11 protein-coding genes are annotated in these 21,151 nt (G+C 39.6%); all 11 read right to left on the bottom strand.

The genetic code is table 11. The features are described 5' to 3' along the window. Nucleotides 1-9: 9 nt before the first annotated feature. Nucleotides 10-2,409, bottom strand: coding sequence for an ABC transporter permease (locus tag FEK29_RS03445; protein WP_138256986.1), 2,400 nt, complete (start codon nt 2,407-2,409; stop codon nt 10-12). 81 nt (nt 2,410-2,490) lie between these two features. Beyond that, the gene (locus FEK29_RS03440) at nt 2,491-4,911 is read right to left on the bottom strand and encodes an FtsX-like permease family protein (RefSeq protein ID WP_138256985.1); all 2,421 of its coding nucleotides are present in this window, start codon (nt 4,909-4,911) and stop codon (nt 2,491-2,493) included. A gap of 24 nt (nt 4,912-4,935) precedes the next feature. After that, on the bottom strand, nt 4,936-7,347 hold the full coding sequence (locus FEK29_RS03435; RefSeq protein ID WP_138256984.1) for an ABC transporter permease: 2,412 nt from the start codon (nt 7,345-7,347) through the stop codon (nt 4,936-4,938). A gap of 10 nt (nt 7,348-7,357) precedes the next feature. Beyond that, entirely contained in the window at nt 7,358-9,742 is a 2,385-nt protein-coding gene (locus FEK29_RS03430) for an ABC transporter permease (RefSeq protein WP_138256983.1), read from the bottom strand. Nucleotides 9,743-9,830: 88 nt separating this feature from the next. Then, nucleotides 9,831-12,191 (bottom strand): ABC transporter permease, encoded by a 2,361-nt coding sequence (locus FEK29_RS03425; RefSeq protein ID WP_138256982.1) that lies wholly within the window; start codon nt 12,189-12,191, stop codon nt 9,831-9,833. Nucleotides 12,192-12,219: 28 nt separating this feature from the next. Then, the gene (locus FEK29_RS03420; protein WP_138256981.1) at nt 12,220-13,122 is read right to left on the bottom strand and encodes an alpha/beta hydrolase family protein; all 903 of its coding nucleotides are present in this window, start codon (nt 13,120-13,122) and stop codon (nt 12,220-12,222) included. A gap of 97 nt (nt 13,123-13,219) precedes the next feature. Further along, on the bottom strand, nt 13,220-15,652 hold the full coding sequence (locus FEK29_RS03415; RefSeq protein WP_138256980.1) for an ABC transporter permease: 2,433 nt from the start codon (nt 15,650-15,652) through the stop codon (nt 13,220-13,222). 254 nt (nt 15,653-15,906) lie between these two features. Continuing rightward, a complete protein-coding gene (locus FEK29_RS03410) occupies nt 15,907-18,255 on the bottom strand; it encodes an ABC transporter permease (protein ID WP_138256979.1) in 2,349 nt (782 codons plus the stop codon). Between the two features lie 3 nt (nt 18,256-18,258). Next, entirely contained in the window at nt 18,259-19,026 is a 768-nt protein-coding gene (locus FEK29_RS03405; RefSeq protein ID WP_138256978.1) for a head GIN domain-containing protein, read from the bottom strand. A 100-nt stretch (nt 19,027-19,126) separates the two neighbouring features. Beyond that, nucleotides 19,127-19,822: an ABC transporter ATP-binding protein gene (locus FEK29_RS03400; protein WP_138257340.1), complete on the bottom strand. Its 696-nt coding sequence runs from the start codon at nt 19,820-19,822 to the stop codon at nt 19,127-19,129. A 68-nt stretch (nt 19,823-19,890) separates the two neighbouring features. Beyond that, nucleotides 19,891-21,141, bottom strand: coding sequence for an efflux RND transporter periplasmic adaptor subunit (locus FEK29_RS03395; RefSeq protein WP_138256977.1), 1,251 nt, complete (start codon nt 21,139-21,141; stop codon nt 19,891-19,893). Between the last annotated feature and the right edge of the window lie 10 nt (nt 21,142-21,151).

The raw sequence follows: 21,151 nt of genomic DNA, 5'->3' as shown, positions 1-21,151 counted from the left end.
AACCCAGTCCTATTCCGTCCGTAAACTTTTTACCGGGTTGGCCTTGGCTGCTTTAATTGCCTGAAAACTTACCGTTAGCAGGGTTACGGCGAGCGCACCTAACATTGCCAAAGCAAAAATCCACCACTTTAAGATTACACGATACGGATATTCCTGAAGCCAGCCGTTCATGATAAAATAAGCGATGGGTACAGCGATAAAACAAGAGATAATGACCAGCTTTAAAAAGTCTTTGGAAAGCATGTTCCATACATTGAATATAGAAGCTCCCAATACCTTCCGAACACCAATTTCCTTCTTGCGCTGCTCTGCAACAAAGGATGTCAGCCCAAAAAGTCCCAAACAGCTGATCAGAATGGCCAAGGCGGTAAATATGCCCGAAAGTGTACCGATTCGCTCCTCGGAGGCGAATTTTTCGCCATACTCCGCGTCTATAAACTCATACTCGAATGGTATCGCTGGAAAATGCTCTTTAAAGACCCTCTCTATGACCGCAATATTCTGATTGGCACTTTGCTGCGGATTTAACCTTAGGTTGTAGTAGCTGGAATTGTTATACCGATCATATACATAGACACCTTGTTTTACCGGCTCGTATGGCGATTGGGTGATCATATCCTGCACCACGCCAATAATTTTTAAAGGTGGATTTGGATCTTCCTCATCGTCGTCCTTTAAAAATTTACCTACTGGATCGGGCATTCCTAAATATTTTTTGGCCGTTTCATTGATAAGCACGCCTAAAGAATCTGTAGCGTACTCCCTTGAAAAATCCCTGCCCTCTACTATTTTCAAGTTGAGTGACTTTGCATATTCCGGGGAGACCTCGGTCCAAGCTAGGTCTTCTTGAAACCCCTCCGGCTTTCCTTCCCAGGTAAAACCTCCCCTGTTCGACCAGATCCGAGTGGTAGGGCTGCTAGAAGAAGACATTTCCACCACTGCTCCGGATGCTAGAAATTCGGTTCGCATCAGATCATACTTACCGTTAAAATCCTGACTGAACGTTGGAATTTGTATCAATCCCTCCTTATCATAACCAACCGGTCGATTTTTGGCATGATTGATTTGTTGCATCACAATGACCGTCCCTATAATAAATGCCACCGAAACGGTAAACTGCACTACCACCAATATTTTTCTGGGTAATCCGGCATATTTCCCCACTTTAAAATTTCCCTTCAGCACATCCACAGGTCTAAAGGACGAAAGATATAAGGCAGGGTAGCTACCTGCCAATAAGGACGTGAACAAAATAAAAATTAGGGACACCAACCAAAAAAGTCCGTTACCCCAAGGAAAAGAAATTTCCTTTCTTGCCAGTTCGTTAAAACCGTTAAGGGATAGCAGTACGATCAATAGTGCCAAGAAAAAGGCGAATAGTACGACCAAAAAGGATTCGCTTAAAAATTGATAGATCAATTGCCCCCTTTGGGAGCCAATAGATTTCCGGATTCCCACCTCCTTGGCCCGTTTTTCAGAGCGAGCCGTACTTAAGTTCATAAAGTTGATACAGGCCAACAGTAACACAAATGCCCCGATAATACCAAAAAGCCATACATATTTTATGCGACCGCCTACTTGCTTTCCGTTTTCGAAACTACTTCTTAGGTACCAATCTTTCATTGGAAAGAGGAAAATCTGGGGATTGAATTCCGCCGTATCCTCATTCAAATTTTTCTTTACGTCCTTTATGGTTCTTGTAACTGCATCAATGGAGGTGTTATCTGCTATTTGAACAAACATTTGAAAGGAATTATTGCCCCACTGGTCCTCCGCATTTCGTATCCATTCGTTATTGGCCAAATACTTTTCCCACGAAATAATCCAATCCGTATCATTGAAAGAATTATTAAAGGGAATATCCTTGTAGACGGCACTTACGTTCATATCGTGCTCATTGCTTACCCTTACGATTTTACCGATTGGGTCTTCACTTCCAAAGAGAGCATTGGCCGTGGACTCCGATAGCATTATGGAATTGATTTCCCTTAATCCGTCCTTTTCTCCTTTTATAATTTGGAGATTAAAAAGTTCCGGACCTACACGCTGCATATAATTGCCCGATCTGGAAATACTTTTCTCCCCATATTTAAGGTAATGGTCATTGGTCCAGGAACACATGATCAAATGCTCAAAATTGTCGCTATAACCGTCCCTCAATGCTTTTTCAAGGGGTCTTGGTATGGCCGGTCCTGTACCTGTTTCTCCATTGAAGGTTTGGGATTGATAAATCTGGGCGATTTTTTCCTTGTTCTTATAATAGCTGTTGTATGAAAGTTCATCCTGTATCCAAAGGCCAATAATCAGGGTGACGGCCATTCCCAATGCCAGTCCACCGACATTGATTAAAGTATAACCTTTATTTTTTAGAAGGTTTCTCCAAGCGATTTTTAGATAGTTTTTAAACATGATTGATGATTTCTTTGATGCTTCGACTATGCTCAGCAAAGGTTGATGTTTTTATAAAGACTACCTTTTTTTAAAAATGTGTCACTCTGTACGTAAACTTTTTATTGGATTCACCTTAGCTGCCCTTACCGCTTGATAACTCACCGTTAATATGGCCACTAGTAAGACTCCAATAATTGCAGTTCCAAAAACCCACCATGGCATGTTCGTTCGGTAAGTATAATTTTCCAACCACTGTTTCATAAAATGGTATGCAACGGGAACCGCGATAAGACCAGAAACAATTATCAAGACCACAAATTCTTTGGAAAGTAGTTGGAATAGGCTCGGAACGGAAGCACCCAAAACTTTTCGGATGCCAATTTCCTTGGTGCGCTGCTCAGCCATAAAAGTGGCCAATCCAAAAAGACCCAGACAACTAATGAATATCGCAAGAATCGAGAAAATTTCAGACAATTTTCGCATACGCTCCTCAGTCTTGAACTTTTTTCCAAAAGCAGCATCTACAAATTGATAGTTGAACGGAACGCCAGGCGAGAACTTATTAAGGACCGTTTCGATTTGACCGAGCGATGCCGCTAGGCTTTTTCCAGATGCCAGTTTTAAATTAATCCAGTTGGTCTGATTATAATTAAGGGAATATATGGCCGGCTTAACGGGCTCAAAAGGTGATTCGGTCAATAGGTTCTTAACCACTCCAATGACCTCATGTTGCCCATCATACCAACGAATCTTTTTACCAATCGGATTTTCCAATCCCATATACTTTACAGCAGCCTCATTTAAGATGTAACTGGTAGAGTCCGAAGCAAAATCCCTTGAAAAATCGCGTCCTTGGGACAAATCCCAGTCCACAGTATTTCCATAATCATGGGATACATAAAAAGCAACAATATTGGTAATGAAATCGGGGTCTTTACCTTCCCATTCGTAACCGGCATTACTGTTCCAAACCTCGGTCAAAGGACTTGAGGATTCCGCCATTTCCTTTACCACGCCAGTTTCTTTCAAAGCATCGCGAAGCGCATTGTATTTGCCTTGATAATCTTCTGTAGTTTTTTCGATCATGACCAATCCATTTTTGTCGTACCCAACAGGTCGGTCCTTGGAATGTTGAATCTGCCGATTAACCACCACCGTACCGGCTACCAGAATTATGGAAACCGTAAATTGGACGACAACCAGTACTTTGCGAAATGATGTCGCCGACCTCCCCGTACGGATAGTTCCTTTCAACACCTTTACAGGACGGAAAGAGGAAAGGTATACTGCCGGATAGCTGCCGGCCAAAAGACTCGTAACCAAAATTAATCCTGCGCAAATAATCCAAAAAATAGGGTTGACGACAGGAAACAAAATCTGTTTGTTGGCCAATTGATTGAAAAAGGGCAGGAATAACAATACAAGTCCACAGGCCAAAATAAAGGCACAAAGGGTAACCAACAAAGATTCGAACATGAACTGACCCACCAATTGGTTCCTCCGGGAACCCACTGTCTTTCTTATCCCTACTTCCTTGGCACGTTTTTGGGCCCTGGCCGTACTTAAGTTCATAAAATTAATACAGGCCAACAATAGCACAAATATGCCTATAATGCCAAACATACGTACATATTGGATGGTTCCCCCAACGGATTGTCCATTATGAAAAGTAGACCGTAAATGCCAATCCTCCATAGCATGCAGAAATATTTGAGGATTGCTCCGTTTAGTGCCCTCGGGTACATGCTGGTAAATAACATTCTTTATTTTATCGCTTACGGATTGCATGGAAGAATTATCCGCTATCTGTGCATAAAGCAAATAAGAATTATTGTCCCATAACTTTTGATCGCGCGCCGTCTTCACCCAATCGTTCATGGTCACATACAAATCCCAAGAAGCGACAAATTGAAGGGCCTTTGGCTCAGAAAATGCACTAAGGGCATCAAAAATATTGGCATTGTTCGGTAAATTTTTAAAAACACCTTTCACCGTAACCACCGCGTCGTTATTCAACTGCATTGTTTTTTCCATGGGATCTTCATCACCGAAAAACGCTTTAGCAGTGGATTCGGAGATGATAATGGCATTGGGATTACTGAGTGCATTTTGATTCCCCTTCAACATAGGAAACGAGAACATACGAAGGACACCTTTCTCCATAAATGCCCCGTATTCATTCAGGTGTTTATCTTTTACGGACAACACATTGTCTCCGGGAAAGGAACTCATGACCACCTCTTCAAAATCTTCACCGTATGTGCTACGCAATTCATCGGCCAGTGGATAGGGATGATTGTACCGGGTTCGGGTTTCCCCATTTCCAGTCTTGTTCATCAAAACCTGAGCTATGCGTTCATGGTTTTTAAAATTGGTATTGAAGGATAATTCATCATGTACCCATAAGCCAATGAATAGGGCCACTGCAATACCCAACGCAAGACCTCCAATATTTATGATGGTATATCCTTTGTTCTTAAAAAGATTGCGCCATGCGATTTTCAAATAGTTTTTAAACATGTTTTTCGTTTGTAATTGATGAGTCTATTCCGTTCGTAAACTTTTTATCGGGTTCTTTTGAGCGGCATTAAAGGCAACTATTCCAACAAGAATTGAAGTACCTACAAATACAAGCAAGCCAACAATTAAAAAGACATATTGCCCTATTTCGATCCTATAGGCAAATCCGTCCAACCACTTACTACTTCCATAGTAGGCAATTGGCCATCCTATCAACAAGGCAATCACACTGAAAAAAATGTATTCCTTTACCGTGGTTTTAATTATATGACCGTCTGAGGCACCTAAAACCTGGCGAATGCCAATTTCCTTTCTCCTCGCAAGAACCAAGAAAATCGTTATTCCTATAATACCTATAGCGGATAATAAAATCGCCAAAATATTCAAATAGAAAATCAATTCAAGAGCCTGTTGTTCTTGTTTGTAGAGTCCGGCAAGATTATCACTTAAAAAATTGACTTCCAAAGGAAAAGACTCGTTGAGGCTTTCATATACTTGGTTGATCTTGCCTACAACTTCGGCTCTTTGTTTTGGATCAAAAGATATAATGCTCCTACCGTTCATTCTTACCGCTGGGGAAAGTGTGATAAAATAAGGGGTGACTTCCTCTTTCAAAGAAAAGAGATTGATATCCTCAAATATACCTCCAATGGTGAAAGGAAACCCCACTTGGCCCTCCTCCGAAACATATTCGGGTTCTGTAATGACTACTGTCCCAATTAACTCCTCCGGTGAAACATTTTTAGCTTTGGCAAATTTTTCTGCCGCAGTTCTATTTATAATCGTAGTTCTTTCTAATGGGGCATCGACGTTCAGGGTGGTTTCAATACCATAGGCCTTAACGGCCTCATAGTCTAAATATAATTGATTGGCATCATCAAAAATGGCATCTACCCCTTGTAATTGATAAGTACCCTGATTATAGGTTTCAATACCTAAATTAGATCCATTACCCACATATTCTATCTCTGGTATCTGACGCAATTTTTCCTGGAAAGCGTCTAGTTTTTCCCCAGAGGAATAGGCGTATAATATACCCTCCCTATTAAACCCCAGATCCTTGTCTTGAATATAATTCATCTGTCCGTTCACGAAATAAGAAACGGAAATTATGATAATGAGAATGGCAAACTGACTTATGACCAAATACTTCCGAATTGAAAAATGCTCGAACCTATTGTCCTTTAAATTTTCCTTGAACAGGCTCAACGTCTTTTTGTTGGAGAACAAAACGGCAGGGGCAATACTCGCCAATAGCCCTAAAATTATGGCCAGGGCGACCATCATCACCAAGATTTTGGGGTTGTTTAAGAAATTTTCACTGATATCCACACCCATCAAATCGTTAAAGTAGGGAACCACTAAATGCATCAAAATCGCCAAAAGCGGTAAGGATATTAATGCCAATACCACCCCCTCGAGCATAAATTGAAATGCGACCGAACTATTCTTGGCTCCCATGGCTTTTTTAATACCGATAGATTTACCCTGTTTTGACTTCGTCGCCAAAGTAAAATTTGCATAATTGAACAAGGTGATCAAAAGAATAAACAGGGCAAAACCGGTAATCAAGGTTATAAATGAGTAATTACCCGGTGTTTTTAATTCATAAAGAATATTCGATTTTAAATGAATATCCTCTATAGGTTGTAAAAAGTGTTTTTTATAATAGGGGTCGTTTACTAAAGTAGGATTAAAGGTCCCCACCGCAGCATTGATTTTTTCGGATATATCGAGATAATTTACATTTTCAGCCAGTCCCAAATAGATTCTACTCCCCCAATAATCAATCCTCGGTTTATTGATGGCTATCGAGAAATCAAAATGGGAGTTGCCGGGAACATCTTCGATTATGGCAGAAACGCTATAATTATCTCCCATTATACTTAGGTTTTGGTCAATAATTTTAGAAAAATCGTCTGAATTATCCCCCACTAGTTTTCTTGCCGTAGTAGCTGTCAAAATAACTTTGTTCAGGTTTTGACCGAAGTCATCCAAGTTCCCTTCCAAAGTTTTCCAAGAAAATAGATTAACAAATTCTGATGGGGTGTTGGTAGTTAAAAATCCTTTTTCCTGAATCCTCTTTTCATTCGATTCTATATACTCCAAGTTTTCCGAAGTAATAAACTGGGCCGCTGTTTTCACTCCGGGAATATTTTTTAAACCCTTAATGGAATTTAACTGTTCGGCAGCTGTGGACTCGTTCCATCTTTCAAAACCTACAATACTATAATCTTGTGAACGTGTAGTGCGCCCAAGCCTATAAATATTTTCGGAATTTTTGTGATACTCATCGTAACTATACTCATAATCTAGATAGCTTATGGCGATAAAAACAACAAACAACCCTGCTACCAAGCTAAAAAGGTTGAATGCCGTAAAAAATTTATTTCTGATAAATCCCCTAAGGGCTATCTTTAGGCTTGTACGTATCATTGTTTTAATTTTATTCTGTTCGTAAACTTTTCACTGGATTGACCGAGGCTGCTTTATAACTCTGCCAACTAACTGTAAGTATGGTAATGAGCACTACTGAACCACCAGCCAGAAGAAACATCGATGGAGTTAGTGGTATACTATAGGCAAAACCCTTTAGCCAAGCAGATACCGTAACGTATGCGATTGGCATCGCCAATATAAGTGCCAATATTAAACATTTGAAAAAGGCACTGTTTAAAAGGGTCAGTATTTCAATTCTACTGGCTCCGTTTACTTTGCGGATACCTATTTCCTTATAACGACTCTTCGATACCATTAAAGAAAGCCCCAAGACACCCATTATACTAATGAAAATGGCAATTGAGGAAAAGATAAGTATCAGTCGTTTTTGCAAAAGCTCAGTTTTATATACATTCTGATAGATTGTATCGACCTCTACATAATCCAACGGGTATTCTGGAAACAAATCGTCCCAAATATTTTGAATACTCTGGGTCACTCCATTTTGGGATTTGGATTTATAGGAAATGACAATACTATTCAACCAACTGTTCTCCCTTTTAAATATCACCAATGGTTCTACCTTGCTTTGTAATCCGGCCAAGTGAAAGTCCTCAACAACCCCAATAATTCTTCCTTCTGGCAAATCCACACCTTCTACAGGTGAAATCAGTTGAAAAGCTTTATCAACAATAGAGCTGGGGTCTTGAAATCCAAGTTGCCTTAGGGCACTTTCATTGATAATATATTCGCCATTTCCATTTTCGTCGGTATTTCTTTCCGTAAAATTTTTCCCGCCCAAAAATGAAAGACCGAACACCTCGGCAAAAGAATAGTCGGCGGCAAAGACACCAATGGCATTGTTGCCGTCTTTTGGTTTAGGTGAGTCGGCAATTGCATACTGGAACATATCATGGGTTTCACTCCCCGGAGTATCCATCATTGCGGATACTGACGTGATATCGGTTTGTTTGAGAAGTTCTTTCTTGAAAAGCAAGAAGTCTTTTTGCACTTCGGAGTGCACCAATGGCAAACAAATAATATTTTCGTTCGCCCCCATGGCCTTATCCAACCCATAGTTGATCTGTTTTGAAATTACGACCACTCCAATCAACAATATGATGACCAAGGTAAATTGGGCTATCAATAACGGATTATACGCTTTCACCTTTCCTGTTTTATGCAAGGATTGATTGAGCGACAAGCGTACAAACCGATTCTTGACAATCGGTTGGAGCCCAGCAAGCAAAATCAAAAGCGAACAGCAAAGAATCACTATTATGGTAAAAAGCCAGTTACCTTTTAGGAGGTCAATCTGATAGTTTTCAGAAATCAATGTATTGAAATGAAACATGCCCAAGAAAACAAGTGCTACTGCCAATAGCACAACAATGGTACTTTCGATGATTAAATATTTGCCTATAATGCGTTTTGACGAACCCATGATTTGGTTCAGTGCTAAAAAAGTTGACAGATAGCCCACCATCCCCAAATTGAGACTTGTAAAGTTGCTTATTGAAATAAACAATAAAACAAACCCTGCTATTGCCAGGACCCAAATGTTGGAGAGACTGCCGTTTGGCTCAATTTCACGGAATAAATTGGATTTAAGATGGATATCGGCAATGTTCATCAAATATGCTTTGACCGCCACATTATCCGTAGCTCCCTGGGGTGTAAACAATAACGCAAGTTCCTTGGATAGTTTGCCTGCAACAGCTTCTACATTGGTATTCTCTTTAAGGAGCAGATAGAGATAGGCCCATCCCTCTATGCGGTCATTACCGGGTATAAATAGAATATCTGGGTGAAAATGACTTTGTTGCACAAAATCTTGCATCACCCCGGCAACCTCAAAATCAGATTGGGTAGCGTTAAAATGTCCCTCTGGTAGTGATATGACCTTCCCAATTGGATCGGAATTTCCAAAAACCTTTTGGGCAAGTGAAGTGGAAATGACAACAGAACCAGGATTGGTAATGGCGTTGGTTTGTCCTTGCAAAAGCTGAATATCAAAAACTTTAAAAAAGCTTTCATCAACAGCAAAACCCTGATTTATTCCATAATACTGTTCTTGGTTCCGAATCAGTTTTCCACGAATGGGTTGCAGGCGCACATATTCCTCTATTTCTGGGACATTTTCGGCCAATTTGGGAAGTTCTTGAGAAGCAAAAAACCGGGCAAAATGATTGTTTTCCAAAAAATCAGGACTTGTAAATGTCAATCTATAAATTCGGTCGGCGTTTTTTTGCTGTTGGTCATAGCCCAGTTCATTTTTTATGAAAAGGGCAATAAACAAAAGACCACATAGCCCGAGCCCTAGCCCAATAATTTTGATACCATTTAAAATGGGTCTTTTTTTAAGATTTCGTAATGCAAATTTTATGAGCATACATACTACAGTTTCTAATTATTAGTATCCCTTAAAATGGTCTTTATCACGAGCCAATTTTTTTGGCACATTTGGTTAAAGGTTCCTTTCATTCTGTCCGCAAACTTTTTACGGGGTTTGATCTTGCAGCTTTGATTGCCTGATAGCTGACCGTGATAAACGCGATGCCAAGTGCTGCTAGACCGGCCAAACCAAAAATCCACCATGAAAGTTCTATCCGGTATGCAAAGTCTTGCAACCAACGGTTCATCATATACCATGAAACGGGTATGGCAATCAAAAGTGAAATGCAGACCAATTTTAAAAAATCTTTTGATAATAAGGCCGTAATGCCGTTTACCGAAGCACCTAGCACTTTGCGAACACCTATTTCCTTAATTCTATTTTGGGCCATATAACTAGCCAAGCCAAAGAGTCCCAAACAAGAAATTAAAATAGTCAAAAGGGTAAATAAGCTGGCCAATTTTTCTATACGTTGCTCACTTATGAATTTTTGGGCATAGTCGGCATCAACAAATTCGTAATTAAAGGGATAGTTTGGATTGTATTTTTTAAAGATTTCTTCTGTAGATGCCAAATTAGATGCAATGGGCTTGTCCTTATTGAATTTTATATGAACCATATTGAACCACCCTTTAGCACCCTCGATTACCATAGGCTCTATTTTTTGAAAAGGGGAGTTGTACACAAAATCCTCCACAACGCCAACAATATGCCAGTCAATACCGTTGTCCCTGACTACTTGTCCCAAAGGATCATCAAACCCCATAAGTGCAACGGCAGACTCGTTCAAAATCATGGCCGTGGAATCGGTAGGATATTTTTTTAAGTCTAAATCCCGCCCTTCCAAAAGCTGCAATCCCATCGTTTTAATGATATTATTATCAGCTATAAGCCTATGCACTAAGGTTTTGTTGTCTTCACTTTTTCCCTTCCAATTTAAACCCCAAGAATTACTCCAGCTTTCGGTTATGGGAGAATTCGTTTTTGAAATCGATGAGGCAAAACCACCATCCAAAAGTTCCCTAATGATATTGGAATAATTTTTTTCAATATCGCCCTCCATTTGTACGTAAATAAGCTGGTCCTTGTTGTAGCCCAATTTGCGGTTTTGAACCGAACTGATTTGTTGCTTTATCACAAGGGTTGCGGTAATCAGGACAATGGCGACCGCAAACTGTAGTACTACCAAGACCTTGCGAGGTGTGACTAACGTATTGATTTTGTTGAAAGTACCCTTGAGTACCGCATTAGGTTTAAACGACGATAAATAAAGGGCAGGATAACTTCCGGCGAGTACGCCGGTTAAAAGAATTATAGATAAGGTGATTGCCCAAAACATGGGGTTTAACCAATCAATACTTAACTCACGATCAATGAGTTGGGAGAATGCCGGGAGAACCAGTACCAAAACAATCAAAGCCACTACGGCCGCCAATGTAGAGATTAACAAAGACTCCCCTATAAACTGTAATATCAATGCTCTTTTTCGAGCGCCGACTACCTTTCGCACACCAACCTCTTTGGCCCTTTTTTCACTACGGGCGGTACTCAGGTTCATGAAGTTGATACAAGCGATTACCAGAACAATAATGGCTATTATTGTAAAAAGACGAATCACATCGATCAATCCGCCAACCTCCACCCCATTCTCAAATTCAGAATACAGGTGAGAACGTGTATATGGATAGAGATAAGTTATCATGTTTGGGGCATCCTTATCGTAAGTTTTTCGCAGTGTCTTGATTTTTTCTGAAAATGTGGTATAATTTGTACCTTCTTTTAATAGGACGTATGTGGCAATGGAATTGTTTCCCCAATTCTGATCCTCCCACCCCTTTTGTTTCAGATAGGCCCACGGTATTAGATATTCAAAATTGAATTCGGTATTTGATGGAAGATCTTTTAAAACTCCTGTTACCTTGAAATTATCAGAATTGTCCATTTTCACGATTTGTCCTACTGCCGGTTCATTTCCAAACATCTTTTTTGCAAAGGTTTCGGTAACGACCAAAGCGTTTACATCATCAAGAACGGTTTCTATGTTTCCTTCCACCAATGGAAAACTGAATATTTTTAAGAAACTAGGGTCCACAATGGTTCCTGTAGATTTTAAGTTCTTATCTCCTTTACTGAATAAAAACGTATTCTCGTAGAAATAGCGTGAAACCTCCTCCACTTCAGGATAATCAGTTTTAATGACCGTGGCCATAACCTTGGGAGTGGAATTCCATGTCCAGATTTCGCCATCAACCTCATATTTATTATAGACCTCGTAAATACGATCCTTATTCTCATGAAACTGATTGAAACCCATTTCGTAATTGACCCATAACAGAATCAGTGCGGTTACCGTAAGTCCAATAGACAAACCTAAAATATTCAACAATGAAAAGCTTTTGTTACGAAACAAATTTCTCCAAGCGATTTTCAGATAGTTTTTAAGCATAATTGGTGTTTTTTGATGATATAGCGCTCTATTCCGTCCTTTTTTTATTGTTATTCTTAATTCTCAAGGTTTTCTGTTTCATCCATTGAATTGAAATATCAAAAGGTGTTGTATCACTGTCTAATGTAGTATTGTGCCCTAATGCAGGAAATAAAGCATATTCAAACGGTTTCCCTTGAACTTTCAAGGTATTTAATTGCTCAATACACATCTTTACAGGAATCTGTATATCCTTTTCCCCAAAAAGCCAAAGTCCAGGAATTGAAAGAGAGTTCAAAGAGTTTTTTGGGTCTGTCGCCACAAATTGATATTTATCCGGGTCATTTAGAGTATGCTCACGAGCATCTGCTTCTGTATGATTTTCCCAAAAATTGTTGTTTCCGTTAGTATAAAACTGAAATCGGAGTTGTTCTAACGTGGTAATTGTTGGGCAACTAAACAAAACCATAAATTCTATTTGTGGGTTTTTGTTCGCAGTAATTGGGATTATCCATCCTGCTTGACTGAAACCGACCAACCCGATTGGAGTTTTTTTATCTTTCAAATAGGTTCGAAATGTATTTACTGCAGAACTTGCATCTTGCGATAATAAATTGAGATTAGCAGTGTCAATATTATTCGTACCAACAGAAGGCCCTACATAAACACCACCAGATTCTCCGACTCCACGTTTATCATATGTCAATACAGCAATACCTTCCTTGGCAAGACGTTTGGCGAACTCCATTTCTCTTTTTACCGGGTCAGATCCATGAACAATCACTACTGCTGCAAAAGGGTTTGAGGGTGTTAAAATTGAGCCTGCAAGCGAGACACCCTGACTTTCGAACTTTACTTCTTGAACGTTAAAGTAGGATTGCGAAAACGCCATTTCTGGCAATGCCATTAATAATAACAAAAGAAATAAGTTAGAAAAAAAGTTAGTGTTCATTTTAGTTTTATTTAAATTTGGTTTAATCGGTCTTCTTTAGCATTGCCTACAACTATTGATTAATCCTCTACTGCACGTTTAGGAGCAGTTTTATGATTCATTCTGAACGCAAACTTTTCACTGGATTCACAATTGCTGCTTTTATACTTTGATAGCTTACCGTTAATATAGCGACGCCTACTGCCAATAAAGCTGCTAATAAAAATACCCACCAAGGGATATCAATTCTATAGGAAAAATCCTGTAACCACTTGTCCATAGCATACCATCCTAGTGGCAAAGAAATTAAAATGGCAATACCTACCAATTTGAGAAAATCTACCGTAAGCCGATATGAAATTTGGCTTACACTTGCCCCCATTACCTTTCTTACGCCTATTTCCTTGGTTCGCTTTTGGGCATTAAAAGCTGCTAATCCAAATAATCCCAAGCAGGCAATAAAAATGGAAAGAACAGTAAATATGATAAAGATTTTACTTAGGCGCTGCTCTGCTTCATAAGTGGTATTAAAGGAATCATCCATAAAGCGATAATTAAAGGGTTGTCCTGGGGCAAAAGTTTCCCAAACATTCTCTAGTTCAGCAAGGGTTTCGGTGTATGCACCTGGACTAATTTTCGCTGCTAGAATTCCTGGGGTCTGATTCCAAAAAAGACCAAGAGCACTAATATTTTCTCTTAAGGATTCATAATGAAAATCTTTCACTACCCCTATAACCTTGTAGAATTGCGGTCGTTCTAAATCTATATCCTGAGAGATTTGCGTTCCAAGGGCCTCTTCGGCATTCATCCCCAAAACTTTCAGGGTCGCCTCATTGATTATTACTGCTGTAGAATCTGTTGCATATTGCTTATTGAAGTTTCGACCGGCCACCAACTCCATGCCCAAGGTGCCAATATAATCGGGGTCTACATTCCAAGTCTGCATCTGAATAGCGTTTTCTTGCGTCATAGCTCCCTCCATAAAATACGAACTGTTAGACCTTGAAGACGGCGTTGGCAAATAGTAACTTATCGTCGCATTTTTTACATCACCAATTTTTAACACCTCTTCCTTAAATGAAGCCAACCTATCGTCCACCGCAAAAATATCTTCAACAAGAACTATTTGACCTTTGGAAAAACCTAAATCCTTGCTCTGTATATAATTTAACTGTTGAAATACGACCAGTGTACTTACAATTAAGAAAACAGTTATCGTAAACTGAAAAACAACCAAAGTATTTCTAATATTTCCTCCCCCAACACTACTTTGCGCTCCACCCTTAAGTGTTTTTACCGGCTTGAATTTTGACATAAAAAAGGAAGGGTAACTTCCAGAGAGTAATGCTAACAGAATAGTAGCTAAAAGTAAAATCCCCCAAAATATTGCATTAGAAAAAGGAATTGATACAGCCTTACCGGATAGTTCATTGAAAAATGGAAGGACTATCATTGTTAATATAAGAGCCACCAACAAAGAAATAAATGAAATCAAACCCGATTCTGTTAGAAATTGCCTGATTAATTCCATCTTATTTGAGCCAAGCGTTTTACGTACTCCTACCTCTTTGGCACGTTTTAGAGAATAGGCCGTAGAAAGATTCATAAAATTCACACAGGCCAGAACTATCAAAAAAAAACCTATAAATGAAAGAATATAGATATTCTGAATACTGCTGTTAGCACTCATCTCGGAATCTCGATTGGAATAAAGGTGGATATCCGTAAGTGCCATAGTATGGTATCTTAAATAATTACCTGCTTCAATAAAAGACTTTTTAGTTATTCCCGGAAAGTGTTGTTGCGCCCATGGTAGCATATAGGTATCCAACATTCCCTCTAACGGTTCTTGAAAGTCTGCCACATCTGCCGAAGGAATGAGCTTTACGAACGTGTAATAATTATTACTTCCCCAATTAATCAATTGGGCATCCGCATAACCGGACATTGCCATAAAAACAGTATGCTCCCTTAGAAAGGAGTTTTTTGGCAAATCATCAATTACTCCAGTAACAGTATACGTATCACTATTGTTCAACAACATGGTCTGCCCAAGTGCATTGTCAACTCCAAAGTGTTTTTCTGCCGCAGTTTTGGTCAGTACCATAGTATTTGGTTGCTCCAGAGCGGTATTTGCATCCCCAACCAATAATTCGATTCCAAAAAAATCGAACAAAGTAGAATCGGCAAACGACACCCTTAATTCCTTTGTATTAGTCTCCGTCCCAGTTCTTCTTAGTAATAAGCTCCCTCGGTCACGAAACCTAACGGTAGATTCTACCTGTGAAAAATCCTTCTGCATGGCAGCGGCCATAGGAGCGGCTGCCTCAGCCGACCTCATTTCAGCTCCTCCAAATTTAATATCGGTATCAATTCTGTAAATACGTTCAGCATCGGCGAACGTCTTATCAAAACTTAACTCATCATGAATATATAATGAGATTAAAAGGGCTCCTGCCATACCAATAGCAAGTCCGAAAGTGTTAAGGAAGGTAAAAAAAGGTTGTTTTTTTAAACTCCTCCAGGCAATTTTGATGTGATTTTTAAACATGATCGACGGTTTTTTGATTGATGCTTCGACTACGCTCCGCACAGATTGATGTATTGGCTCATAAAACGTAATGTCCAATTTCATGCCAATTAGACAATCGTTTGTTTTACAAGCACTTGAATAATTTTTTCTTTTTAAGGGTGTAAAATATTTTGACAAACAATGTACAATATATTTACAGGAAGCTTCTTAAAAAAGCACTATGATCTCTTTATAATCGATACATTTAAATCAGAAAACGATATTGTATTGTGCTACTCCGTTCGTAGGCTTTTGACTGGATTCGAAGTTGCGGCATTAAATGCTTGAAAACTTATAGTTAAAAGAGCGATGGTAACAGCGGTAAATCCGGCAATTATAAACACCCATATATTTATTGATATTCTGTATGCAAAGCCTTCTAGCCAATTCTGCATAAGATACCAAGCGATGGGTACCGCTAGAATAAATGCCAAGATCACAAGTTTTAAAAAGTCTTTTGATAACAGGCCCACAATCCCTGATATACTTGAACCCAATACTTTTCTGACACCAATCTCCTTTCTACGCTGATCCGTAGTAAAGGCGGACAATCCAAAAAGACCAAGACATGAAATGGCAATTGCGATAAGTGCAAAAACCTTTGAAAGATTTCCAATAAGCCTTTCCTTATTAAACTTGGCTTCATAGGCGTCATCCACAAATTCATATTCAAAAGGAAATGCCGGATTGTGTATTTTCAAAACTCCTTCTACTGAGGAAAGTGCCCGCTCGGTAGACACTCCATTTTTTGTTTTAATGTAAAGATATCGAGCCTCAGAAGGGTCATTAAAGAAAATAACAGGGTCACTGGAACCGTACATATCATCATATAAATAATCCTTTACCACCCCAATTACCGGATAATCATTTTCAACTGTTTTTCCAATGGCACTGCCGGGACCCATGAGTTTCGCAAAGGACTCCGTAACTATTATATTGGTGCTATCCTGCGCTGGGTTATCGCTAAATCCCCTTCCTTCCACCAATTGCATTCCCATGGTATTGAAAAAATTGGTACTTATTTGACGTATAGAGACCAAAACCCCCTCCGTATCCACACCGCCTTGCCAAGATAGCCCAGAGGTATTATTTCCTCCTGATAAAACTGTAGAGTTACTAACCCCAATATTTTGAATATTGCCAGTGGCAAGCATATCCTCTTCTATAGGATTTAGATTTTTTATAATATCCCCATTCACAGGTATTCTTACTACATTGTCTTTGTCGTATCCAAGATTTCTAGACTTTACATGTTGTACTTGCTGATAAACAATCAATGTGCTTATAATAAAGATAATGGAAACTACAAACTGGGCAGCCACCAACCCCTTACGGATTGCCTTTGCACCTCCAGAGGTTTTATTCGTTCCCTTCAAGACCGAAACAGGTTTGAAGGATGACAGGTAAACAGCGGGATACAATCCGGCCACAATTCCACAAATAAGGCCTATAGCCAGAAAAACCATCCAATGTTTGGGGTCGAAAAAACTTATGCTGAGGGACTTTCCAATAATGGTATTGAAATATGGTAATACTAGCTTTATCAGCAAAATGCCCAAAAAGGAAGCAAAGAAAGAAGCCAGTAAAGCTTCGGTCATAAATTGGGACAATAATCCTTGCCTACTGGAGCCCAAAACCTTTCTTACACCCACTTCACCTGCTCTTTTTTCACTTCGCGCAGTTGCCAAATTCATAAAATTGATGCAGGCCACCAGTAAAATCACCAAAGCAATTAGACTAAAAAGTTTTACATAAACTATTTGCCCGCCAACGTTTATACCTCCATCAAAAGTTGACCTTAAGTGCCAATCCTTTAATGGATGCAAAAAGGCGTAGATTTCATCGTCTTCGGTTTTGGCAGGTAGGAGTTCCTTTACCTTCCTATTGACCTCATCAAAGTTGGCTTGGGGAGAAAGTTCTACAAAAGTGTCGGCGAAGTTGGAACCATATTCCTCTATCCATGCTTTTCCCTGGGCAAAAATTTCAAACGGAGCGACCCAATCGTATGTGTAAGTTACATTCTTGGGCAAGTCTTTATATATCCCAGCTATGGTATAAGTTGATTGGTTATTTATCCTAACAGTTTTATTATGTGCAGCCTGACTTTCGCCGAATAGGTTTTTTGCCAGGCTTTCAGAAATCAAAATTATATCGGTACTATGAAAATCTACAGCCTTACCCCCTTCTAAAAAATGGAAATCGAACATTTCCAGAAAATCGGGGTCTACGTATCTGCCGTTTTTTGTGAACGAGTGGTCCCCTACCTGAAACAATAGATTGTCCGATTTGGTGCGGGCCGCACGAACGATACCGGGAACTTCGTTTTTAAGATTCTCTGCCAAGGGTCCAGGTGTAGCTTCGAAAAACGTTCGCCATTCCCCATCGTATTTCTGATTTGTAGGCAAGTAATATATTTGATCCTGTTTGCTTATATAGGTGTCATAGTTGAGTTCATCCTCTACCCATAGCAAAATGATACAGGCACAAGTAATACCAATGGACAACCCAAAAATATTAAGTAGGCCATAATCCTTTTTTTTCCAAAGATTACGCCAAGCGATTTTTAGATGGTTCTTAAACATGGCCTAATTCATTTTTTGGATAGTGGCCTCGCCAATAACCAATCCCTTTTTAACTTCGGGTGAACCTTCATAGGCAATGATAGCTTCGCCAAAGGCCGTGACTTTTAGCTTGTCCTTTACCGATAGTCGATAACTTCCTTCACCATAGGCCGTTATTTTTGCATCATTGCAATCAACATTCAAAGTATTTACCTTGGATTCTCCATATGCGGTAATTTTTTGGCTGTCAATACTACCTTCTTTAAGTTCAAGAAAACTTTCTCCATAAATGGTCGTGGACAAGTCACCTAATTTGACTTCGTTAAAATACACTTGAGATTCGCCAAAGATTTTAAGGATAAATTCATTTTGGTCGATTGTACTTTTACAAATGAATTTTTCCTCCCCACGCAAAGACAATTCTTCCAGGTTTTTATAAGTAACCGTGGCCTTGACCACTGTGCCGTTATAGATTGGAACTTTGTAATCATAATTATCTCCCTCTATGTCTTTACTTTCCGTGTAGGTCTTGGCGCCATCTAGGTACAGTCTAAGGGTTTTGCCAATAACTTCAATATTCAATTTTGAAAGCGGTTGGGTGCTAGCATGTACTTCCACCATTTCAGTAGTACCTTCTACAAAGGTCACTTCAATATGTGGGCTTACGATCACCTTTTCAAAAGGGTCCACTACTTTTTCCAACTGGGCAGAAACCGATGTAATTGCGAATAAAAAAGTGAATGCAACTGAGATTGTTTTAAAAAATGGAATCTTACTTTTGAAAATTTTCATGACCGTTCGTTTTTTAATTGTTTTTGATTGTTTTTGATTGACCCTTTGCTTCGACTTGGGTCAGCACAAGCTCGATCAGGGCTAGTGAATAAACTCCTTTTTAAATCATGGCACCAATTGCTCGGTTCTGGCTTTCAGTAACGATTTGTCCATCGAATAAGTTAACTACCCTATGCGCATAATGGGAATCTCTGTCCGAGTGGGTAACCATGACTATGGTCGTTCCTTCTTGGTTCAGCTCTGTTAGCAAATTCATGACCTCGATACCATTTTTGGAATCCAGGTTACCCGTGGGCTCATCCGCCAATATCAATTTTGGATTGGTTACCACGGCCCTTGATATGGCTACACGTTGTTGTTGTCCACCGGACAATTGCTGTGGAAAGTGTTTTTCGCGATGCGCAATTTTCATACGCTCCAGCACTTTCATTACTTTTTCCTTACGTTCACTCTTCCCCATTTTTAGATAGATGAGTGGTAGCTCCACATTTTCATAAACCGTTAGTTCATCGATCAGGTTAAAGCTTTGGAATACAAAACCAAGGTTACCTTTTCGCAATTGGGTACGCTGGCTTTCCTTTAGCCCACCTACTTCATGGCCCGCAAAATTGTAACTTCCATCGGTAGGGTTGTCCAACATGCCTATAATGTTCAACAAGGTGGATTTGCCGCAACCCGAAGGCCCCATGATGGCAACAAATTCGCCGTCCTCTACTTTAAGGTTCACGTTATTCAATGCTAAGGTTTCCACTTCCTCGGTACGAAAGCTCTTTTTTAAATTCGTAATAGTTATCATCATCTTTTTTTGATTTTATTGATTGTTATAAAGACACCACGACTGCGCTTGATGTGACACTTTCTAATTTATTTTAGTACGATTCTTTCTGCTTCCCCAAAACTGTCATAGTTGCTGGTGATTACTTTTTCACCTGCATCCAATCCTTCAAGCACTTCATAGAATCTTGAGTTTTGTTTCCCAATTCTGATAGGCCTTTTTAACGCTTCTTCCCCGTTTTTACCTACTACAAAAATCCATTGTCCTCCTGTACTTTGGAAAAAGCTTCCTTTTGGTATTAACAAAGCGTCATTGGATTCTCCCAATTGTAATCGTATGTTGTAGCTTTGACCAGTACGTATTGTTTCCGGTTTTTCTTCCGTAAAGACCAAATCTACCCGAAACCTTCCATTGCGGACTTCAGGATACACTTTTCTAACCCGTAAGGGAAATTCATTTCCGTTACGCTCAAGTACAGCGTTCAAATCCCTTTTCACGCGGTCAATGTAATGCTCGTCTATATCCGCTTCAATCTTATAATCCGTTAGCACATTTATTTGACCTATTCGTTGTCCTTGGGAAATATTCTGCCCAATTTCGGCATCCAAAAAGCCCAATTGGCCATCTGCAGGGGCTCTAACATTTAAGTGGTCCAATCTTTGGTAGACCATCCCCAAAGTTTTCTGCATTCTTGCCAAATCATTATCCAAACCCGTCAGGGACGTTTCTCGTAACTCATCATCGTTCTCTGTCTGAAGCTTGATTATTTCATATTGCTTTTGGGACAGCTCATAGTTCTCCTTTGAGGTGAGGTAGGCTTCCTGGGAAATAAGTTCCTCGTCATATAGGGCCTTATTCTGTTCATAATTTCGCTTTAAGCGCTGAAGGTCCGTACTCGCAGTGGCCAAGGACCGCCTACCCTCCACTTGGCGAGAATCAAAGGTCAGTTTTGTAGAACGAAGGTCATTTTGTTTTAGTGCCAAATTACTTTCGCTGGCCAAAATCTGCTCGTACAGGTTCATGTTTTCCAGTTTTAGGATAATGTCCCCCTTTTTGACCATGGCACCTTCCTCAATCAATTTTTCGGTAACCCTTCCACCTTCATAAGCATCCATATAAATGGTGGTGATCGGTGCTACATTCCCGTTTATAGTGATGTAATCATCAAACTTGCCCTGGGACACTTCTGCAATGGAAAGTTTATCCTTTTCTGTTCTAAATGTGGAAATAGAACTGGCAAAAAGCAATTGATACCCCACAAATAACAACAATAACCCCAAAGCTATATACCCGTAGTGTTTGGGTCGCAATCCTTTTTTCTTTTCTAATTTAATATCCATGCTATTCTCT

This window comes from Maribacter aurantiacus (assembly GCF_005780245.1).
Taxonomy (GTDB): domain Bacteria; phylum Bacteroidota; class Bacteroidia; order Flavobacteriales; family Flavobacteriaceae; genus Maribacter; species Maribacter flavus.
The sequence above is the reverse complement of the archived record's forward strand: the minus strand, read 5'-3'. Positions and strand labels throughout refer to the sequence as shown.

What these genes read in the sequence shown, in the direction of transcription:
- FEK29_RS03445 (WP_138256986.1), bottom strand. Translation starts at nt 2,409, where the DNA reads ATGTTTAAAAACTATCTAAAAATCGCTTGGAGAAACCTTCTAAAAAAT.
- FEK29_RS03440 (WP_138256985.1), bottom strand. Translation starts at nt 4,911, where the DNA reads ATGTTTAAAAACTATTTGAAAATCGCATGGCGCAATCTTTTTAAGAAC.
- FEK29_RS03435 (WP_138256984.1), bottom strand. Translation starts at nt 7,347, where the DNA reads ATGATACGTACAAGCCTAAAGATAGCCCTTAGGGGATTTATCAGAAAT.
- FEK29_RS03430 (WP_138256983.1), bottom strand. Translation starts at nt 9,742, where the DNA reads ATGCTCATAAAATTTGCATTACGAAATCTTAAAAAAAGACCCATTTTA.
- FEK29_RS03425 (WP_138256982.1), bottom strand. Translation starts at nt 12,191, where the DNA reads ATGCTTAAAAACTATCTGAAAATCGCTTGGAGAAATTTGTTTCGTAAC.
- FEK29_RS03420 (WP_138256981.1), bottom strand. Translation starts at nt 13,122, where the DNA reads ATGAACACTAACTTTTTTTCTAACTTATTTCTTTTGTTATTATTAATG.
- FEK29_RS03415 (WP_138256980.1), bottom strand. Translation starts at nt 15,652, where the DNA reads ATGTTTAAAAATCACATCAAAATTGCCTGGAGGAGTTTAAAAAAACAA.
- FEK29_RS03410 (WP_138256979.1), bottom strand. Translation starts at nt 18,255, where the DNA reads ATGTTTAAGAACCATCTAAAAATCGCTTGGCGTAATCTTTGGAAAAAA.
- FEK29_RS03405 (WP_138256978.1), bottom strand. Translation starts at nt 19,026, where the DNA reads ATGAAAATTTTCAAAAGTAAGATTCCATTTTTTAAAACAATCTCAGTT.
- FEK29_RS03400 (WP_138257340.1), bottom strand. Translation starts at nt 19,822, where the DNA reads ATGATAACTATTACGAATTTAAAAAAGAGCTTTCGTACCGAGGAAGTG.
- FEK29_RS03395 (WP_138256977.1), bottom strand. Translation starts at nt 21,141, where the DNA reads ATGGATATTAAATTAGAAAAGAAAAAAGGATTGCGACCCAAACACTAC.